Here is a 7,044-nt window from a genome sequence, read left to right on the forward strand (position 1 = left end):
GGATACTGCCGTCGACTCAAGACCCAACTCGACGAGGCCGGAATCGGGTACGCGGAGATCGACATCGAGCAGGACCCGAAGTCGGCCGATTTCGTCGGCAGCGTCAACAACGGAAACCACGTCGTACCGACCGTGCTCTACGCCGACGGCACAACAGCCACGAACCCGACGTTGGCTGCCGTCAAGCGCGCGTTGGGTCAGTAGGCTCCGCCTAGCTTTCACCACTGGCACTCCCCGACTCGGACGCACCGGCACCCTCTAACTGCCGGTTGCGGCCCATGCTTCGAGCATGCCGCGGGCGATCGAGATCGATCCCGGCAGCAGCAGCCGCGCGTCCGAGTCGGATGCCCAGTCTCCGAGCGCCAGTGCGCTCCGTACCTCGTCGCGGTGAAACCAGTGCGCTTCCGCGATCTCCCCGTCGAGGAACTCGAGGGGTTCGGCGGGGTCGGCTACGGCTGCGAACCCGATCATGATCGACCGGGGAAACGGCCACGGCTGACTCCCCAGGTACGTGATGTCGGAGACCGTCAGCCCGACCTCTTCCTTGATCTCGCGAAGGACGCACGTTTCGAGCGACTCACCGGCCTCGACGAAGCCCGCCAGCACCGAGAATCGACGCTCGGGCCACGCCGGAGCTCTGGCCAGCAGGACCTGGTCTGCGTCGTCGTGGACGAGGCAGATCACCGCTGGATCGGTGCGGGGGAATTCCTCGTGTCCGCTGGATGTGCTGGTTCGTGACCATCCCGCTGCACTGGGCATGGTGGCCGCGCCGTCGAGCGCGCTGAAACTGGCGCTCGCATGCCAATTGAGGATGGCCAGGGCGCTCGTCAGTATGGAAAGTTGGTTCTCGTCGAGCTTTTCGCCAACGGTACGAAGGTCGCCCAATTCTCCGTCCAGTACGCCCACGCGCTGGGCCCACAGGTGCCGACCGTCGTCGACACCCAGGAAGACCGCATCGGGCGCCGGTTCAGCGGACACCTCGGTGGCGGGTAGGTAGATCAGCCCCGACTCGTCGACGCGGAGTCGGCCACGATGATCGACCTGTAGGACCTTTCCGGTGGGCCACCCTGCCCGAAGTGCATCGGTGTTCTTACGCAGCTCTTCCGCGCGGTTCAACGGAGATCTGGAGAGTAAGGGTGGGCGGTCGAGTTCGAATCTTGGCACGGACACGACCCTACTGCGCGGTCGCTCAGTCGCCGACGCGGCGGATGTAGAGCAACCGGTCGCTTGCTTCGATGGCGTCGACTTCGGGAGTTCCGACGCGGAACAACTTCCCGTCTCGCACGACTCCCAGCACGATGTCGGCGAGGTGCCGCGGCGATCCACCCACTTCGTCCCGCTCGACTTCCCGCTCGGCGATGGCGAATCCGGCTTCCGGCGTCAAGAGATCTTCGATCATCTCCACCACGCTCGGGGTCGTGGTGGCGATACCGAGCAGTCGGCCCGCTGTCTCCGAGGAGACCACCACCGAGTTGGCACCCGACTGCCGCAGCAGGTGGGTGTTCTCGGCCTCCCTGATTGCCGCGACGATCTTTGCCTTGGGCGCGATCTCTCGGGCGGTCAACGTGACGAGCACAGCGGTGTCATCTCGGTTGGTGGCGACGATTATTGCCGCAGCATGCTGTGCGCCGGTCAATCTCAAGACGTCGGACTTGGTGGCCGAGCCGTGTACCGTCACGAGCCCCATGTTGGACGCGGAGTCCAGCACGGTTTGGTCGGTGTCGACGACGACTATCTCCGACGCCGGAACTCCGTCGCCCAGCATGGCGTCGACGGCAGTGCGGCCCTTGGTGCCGAAACCGATGACCACTGTGTGATTACGCACTTTACGTCTCCATCGCTGGATTTTGAATGCCTGCCGGGACCGCTCGGTGAGGACCGCGAGGGTGGTACCGACCAACAAGATGAGGAAGAAGATTCGAAGTGGCGTGATGACCAGAATGTTGACCAGACGAGCGGACGGAGCGATGGGAGTGATGTCGCCGTACCCGGTGGTCGACAATGACACCGTCGCGTAGTAAAGCGCATCGAGGAACGACAGTTCGTTGTCCTGAGCATCTCGATATCCGTCTCGGTCGAGGTACACGATGACAGCCGCGAGCAGCAGGGCGCCCAAGGCAATCAGGACTCGACGGTAGATCGCGCGCCACGGACTGCTCTGCAGTTCGGGAACGCGAAGGACACCCACCAGGGCATGGTCCGGCCTGTCCGTCAGAGTATCGCCGGCGCTCAGGCGGGCGCGCAGTTTGCCTGCCACGGCGCCTACTCACCTCTTCGATCGTTCACGGCTGGCAGCGTAACCCCCACAGGTGACGTTGCAGCGCTGTGACCCACGAACTGCGCGAACCGTGTGGCACGGTGTACCCATGACACAGGGCGGAAGTCAGGCTGCAGCTGTTCGTCTCGCGGTGTTGTTGGGAGGCGCGGGGGTACTGCATTTCGTCACTCCGCAATTCTTCGACATGCAGGTTCCTCGGGCCTTGCCCGGCGAGCCTCGCACCTACACCCAGGCTTCCGGGGTGGCCGAACTCGCGGTGGCCGCAGCGCTTGCCGTACCGCGCACGCGACGCCTCGGCGGTGGGCTGGCTGCGGCGCTGTTCGTGGCCGTCTTCCCCGCGAACATCGACATGGCTCGGCGCTACGTCTCCAATGCCAAGACGTCGCCCGCGGTGAAGGCCGCGATGATCGCGCGACTGCCACTTCAGGTCCCGCTCATCACCGAGGCACTGAAGGTACGCAAGGGAGGCTGACACACTCACCCTTCCGAACCGGGGAGTGCGAACTCGCCAGCACCTTCGATGAGCGCTTCCAGTTCGCTTTCGTCCGGCAGGTCGTCCGGCGCGATGGTGCGATTGCTGCGCACGTAATGGAATGCAGCACGTACCTTCTCGAGCGACACGGGAGCGGCGCCGGGCTGCGAGGCGGACATCAACTCGGCCCACGCCAGCCGATAGGCCGCGAGCTGCATCACGACCGACTTCTCTTCCGTTGCCGTGGGCTCCTTACCCGTCTTCCAGTCGATCACCGTCCATCCGCCGTCTGGGTCCGCGAACACGGCATCGATGCGGCCACGCAGAACCGTTCCGGCGATGGACGTTTCGAACGGAACCTCGACCTCGATCGGACTGCGCAGCGCCCATGCCGACCTTTCGAAGGCTTGCTGCAACACCTCGAGGTCCACGTCCCCCGCCGCGCCGGTGTCGGCGGAACCAGGTAGTTCGTCCAGGTCCAGCAGTCGGGTTGCGCCGAATCGGCGCTCGATCCAGGCGTGAAACGCGGTTCCCCGTCGCGCCAACGGATTCGGAGGGAACGGCAACGGACGGCGGAGCCTCGAAGCCAACGCGTCGGGATCGGCGGCAAGATCGACCAACTGACTGACCGACAGATTGTCGGGCAGCGGCACGTCGATTGTCGTGTCGGAGCGTTCCGCGCGTTCGACGAGTAGTGCCTCGACGTCGGCCGTCCAGCCCTCCGGGTCGGCGATGCTCGGATCGGTGTCGGATGCCGGGCCCTGCATGGGGGTGCCCAGCGCTTCGAGAACAGCGCGAGCGCCTCGTTCCACGGCCGAACGCCGGCTGCCCAACGGATCGCGCGGCCAGGTAGCGGAATGTGGTTCCGTAGCAAGAGGATTGAGAGTCCCCGCCTCGGGGGCCGACGCCCATTCATCGACGACGGCGACCGGAGCCGCGCCCGTCCCGGCACGTTCGTCGACCAGCGCTTTCAATTCGACGAGGAAATCCGATGGCCCTCTGGGCTTCGTGCTGGTTTCGTCCCACTGATGAGCAGAGACGAAGAGCGCACGCTCCGTTCGCGTGAGCGCGACGTAGAACAATCTGCGGTCCTCGGCGAGTCGTCGCCGCGCCAACGCGTCCTTGTGCCGGTCGACGGCATCTTGCAGGTCCTTGCGATTGTGAATGTCGTCCAGCTCGAGCACCGGGACGCCCTCCGACATCTGACCGGACGCGTCCACCCTCGACCGGTCGCCGCGGAGAACAGGCGGTAGCTCGGCCATCGCACCGAGCCAGGTCGACGACGCGGTCGACGATGGGAACACTCCTTTCGAGACGTGAGGGACGACGACGACTTCCCACTCGAGCCCCTTGGCCGAATGCACCGTCAGAACCTGAACGCGGTGCGGTGCGACCTCCACCTCGCCGGGCGCGAGACCGTCCTCCACCGAGTCGGCCGCAGCGAGGAAGGAAAGAAACCCGGTCACGGTGGCCGTGGGGTTGTCGGCGTAATCGGCGACGACCACCGCGAACTCGTCGAGGTGCTCACGTCCGACGGATCCGGCGGTGGTTGCCGAGGTACGCGCCTGCGCTTCGATGGCAATTCCCATTGCGCGCTCGATGTCCGCAACCAACTCGGTCAGGGGTTGCCCGATGCGGTCGCGCAGTACATGCAATTCCTGAGCGAGCGCAGTGACCCGTCGGAACCCGACGTCGGAATATCGTTCGGCAGGACCGGGATCGGCAATGGCGTCCGCCAGGCCCGCGTCCTCGGAATGCTCACCCGGAAGGGAGCTTTCGAGCGCGGCGTCGAGCGCAGCTGCGTCCAAGACGAGACCCGCACTACCGTGGCTGCGGCGGATACCCAGTTCCCTGGCCCTACGAGAGAGGGCCCGCAAGTCTGCGGCGCCGATCTGCCAGCGCGATCCGGTGAGGATTCGCATGGCCGCGCTACCCGCCATGGGGTCGGCAACGAGCCGCAGCATCGCGATGACGTCCGCGACCTCGGGTACGTGGAGCAGGCCGCCCAGGCCCACCACCTCGACCGGAAGCCCTCGGGCACGCAGTGCATCGGCGATGGGCTCGGCATCGGCGTTCCGTCGCACGAGAACCGCGGCAGTAGGAGGCGTCCTGTCGTCGTCGAGGGCTACGCGGTACTCGTTCTCGATACGGTCCGCGATCCATTCTCGTTCGTCCAGCACAGTCGGACAGACCGCGAACCTGATGTCTCCCTCGATTGCCCCGGGACGTGCACGCAGGGTGGGTACGGGTACACCGGATCGCCGCAGCGGGCCGGTGATGTGATTGGCGAGTTCGAGTGCCTCGGGAGGGTTACGCCAACTGGTCGACAATTCGAGGCGTGGCGCGGGTTCCCCTGTGGGCAGAGAGAAGTCGGTGGCGAACCGCGGCAGATTGGCAGCGGACGCGCCACGCCACCCGTAGATGGACTGCATGGGATCGCCCACCGCCGTCAACGCAAGCGTCGAGTCCGTGCCGCCGCCGAACAGCGAAGACAGCAGCACCCGTTGGGCATGACCGGTGTCCTGATATTCGTCGAGCAGGACGAGCCTGAACCGTTCTCGCTCCGACTTTCCCACCTCGTCGTGCTCCGCCGCGACCCGGGCGGCCAACGACATCTGGCTGCCGAAGTCCAGGGCGCCTTCGCGTCGAAGGGTCTGTGCGAGCCGTTCGACCAGCGGCAGCAGCGCAACTCGCTTGTGCTGTGCGTCGACGATGTCGAGCAGGGCTTTGGTGGGGCCGCCGCGTTGCCCTGGTCCCGGCCCGAGCGTGTGCACCAACTTGTCCAGATCCGTGTGCGCTCCCCGCAAGTCGTCGGGCTCCACGAGATGTTCGGCGAGTTGTCCCGACAGTGCGAGAACGGCCTCGGTGATCGATGTCGGATTGCGATCGGTGTCGAGGTCACCGTCCCATGTGCTCACCACGCGGTGCGCGAGTTGCCACAGCTCCGTTTCCGACAGCAGGGTTGCAGACGGTTCGATGGGCAGCAGCAGACCGTGTTCGGTGAGCAATCGCCCCGCATAGGAGTGGTAGGTGCTGACTTCGGGCTCACCGCTGAGTATGCGTTCGCGCAGAGCCAGACTCGGGTCGAGAGCCCGAACCACGTCGGAGCCGGCCAACCGCGCCAACCGGGCTCTGATGCGGGAGGTCAGCTGCTGGGCGGCTTTTCGGGTGAAGGTGAGCCCCAACACGCTGTCCGGGTCGACCAGCTCGTTGGCGACCATCCAGACGACGCGCGCAGCCATCGTCTCGGTCTTGCCCGCGCCCGCTCCCGCGACGACGAGTGTGGGCCCGAGCGGCGCCGCGATGACCGCAGCCTGCTCGTCCGTCGGAGGGTGCTTCTGTCCCAGTGCCCGCGACAGTTCCACCGGATCGATCCTGGGTTCGCGCCGTCTGTGCGCCGGCCGGGCCGTCGCGCTGCGAGTACTCAAGTCTCTGTCACCTGCCTACCCGTCTCGTGCGCCGGGCAACTGGATTTGACCGGGCAATGCCTGCACCCGTCGTTGACATAGGCCTCGAAAACGGGACCCTGAGTCGCGGCCGCCGCGCCATGAACCATGTCTCGCCATTCCTGAAGCTTCTCCGGCGTCGGTGCCTCCTGGATGCGCTGCGTGGCACCTTCCTTGTTGTGCGGCTTGGCCACGAACACCAGACGTGCACCGCCCGGTTCGGCGGCAGGCTCCCCCGAGATCGCGCCTGCAGCTGCCGCAACCTGGTACGTGGCGAGCTGATTGTGGTTGCGCGCGTCTTCCTTGGACATCACCGTTTTCGCTGTCTTGACATCGATGATGACTGGGCGTCCGTCCGGATCGTGTTCCAAACGGTCTATGCGCCCACGAAGCGCGACGGCAGGCTCCTCCTCGGATCGTGCCTCGAGAACGCCGTCCACCTCGACCTCCACGCCGACCTCCGTGAGCTCCCCACGGGTGCCGCGCAGCCACGTCTCGAACGTCTCCAGCATGGCGCCGGTGCGATCGAGTTCGTGTCGCGAATACCACTGCGAACCGAGATCCACTGCATCCCAAGCTGTTTCGAGTGCACGACGGAGCTGTTCGCGCGGCATGTTGCCGGCCACGGCCTGCACCAGGGTGTGCACCAGGGTGCCGGTGATCGCGTGGGCGTTGGCACCGTCGTTCCCGCCGTGTCGATCGAGCATCCAGCGCAGCGGGCACGTGCTGAGCTGCTCGACGGTCGACGGCGACAACGGAACCGGCCCGTCTGCCGCGGTCCACAACGGAGCGTCGGTGCTCGTTCCGCCGACACCGAACCATTCGTCGGGGTGTGCCCCTTTGACTCC

6 protein-coding genes are annotated in these 7,044 nt (G+C 65.8%); 2 read left to right on the forward strand and 4 right to left on the reverse strand.

Annotated features, from left to right (window positions below; translation table 11 throughout):
* Positions 1-204 (forward strand): glutaredoxin domain-containing protein (locus tag WBQ44_RS08020; protein ID WP_495566180.1); only part of this gene is annotated, 204 nt, incomplete at its 5' end.
* A 54-nt stretch (positions 205-258) separates the two neighbouring features.
* Here the strand turns inward: WBQ44_RS08020 and nudC are convergent.
* Both nudC and WBQ44_RS08030 read right to left on the reverse strand, forming a co-directional pair.
* Positions 259-1,164 (reverse strand): NAD(+) diphosphatase, encoded by a 906-nt coding sequence (gene nudC / locus WBQ44_RS08025; RefSeq protein ID WP_495566181.1) that lies wholly within the window; start codon positions 1,162-1,164, stop codon positions 259-261.
* A gap of 25 nt (positions 1,165-1,189) precedes the next feature.
* Positions 1,190-2,257, reverse strand: a complete 1,068-nt coding sequence (locus tag WBQ44_RS08030) for a potassium channel family protein (RefSeq protein ID WP_495566182.1) — start codon at positions 2,255-2,257, stop codon at positions 1,190-1,192.
* A 109-nt stretch (positions 2,258-2,366) separates the two neighbouring features.
* Between WBQ44_RS08030 and WBQ44_RS08035 the strand changes: the two genes are divergently transcribed.
* A complete protein-coding gene (locus WBQ44_RS08035) occupies positions 2,367-2,750 on the forward strand; it encodes a DoxX family protein (RefSeq protein WP_495566183.1) in 384 nt (127 codons plus the stop codon).
* A gap of 5 nt (positions 2,751-2,755) precedes the next feature.
* Here the strand turns inward: WBQ44_RS08035 and WBQ44_RS08040 are convergent, their stop codons facing one another.
* Both WBQ44_RS08040 and WBQ44_RS08045 read right to left on the reverse strand, forming a co-directional pair.
* The gene (locus tag WBQ44_RS08040; RefSeq protein ID WP_495566184.1) at positions 2,756-6,115 is read right to left on the reverse strand and encodes an ATP-dependent helicase; all 3,360 of its coding nucleotides are present in this window, start codon (positions 6,113-6,115) and stop codon (positions 2,756-2,758) included.
* Positions 6,116-6,174: 59 nt separating this feature from the next.
* The coding region (locus WBQ44_RS08045; RefSeq protein WP_495566185.1) for a RecB family exonuclease at positions 6,175-7,044 on the reverse strand (870 nt) is incomplete at its 5' end.

The organism is Rhodococcus sp. (in: high G+C Gram-positive bacteria), from assembly GCF_049591685.1.
Taxonomy (GTDB): Bacteria; Actinomycetota; Actinomycetes; order Mycobacteriales; family Mycobacteriaceae; genus Rhodococcoides.

Excerpts from the sequence above, each read along its gene's own strand:
- WBQ44_RS08035 (WP_495566183.1), top strand. The coding sequence starts at position 2,367 with ATGACACAGGGCGGAAGTCAGGCTGCAGCTGTTCGTCTCGCGGTGTTG.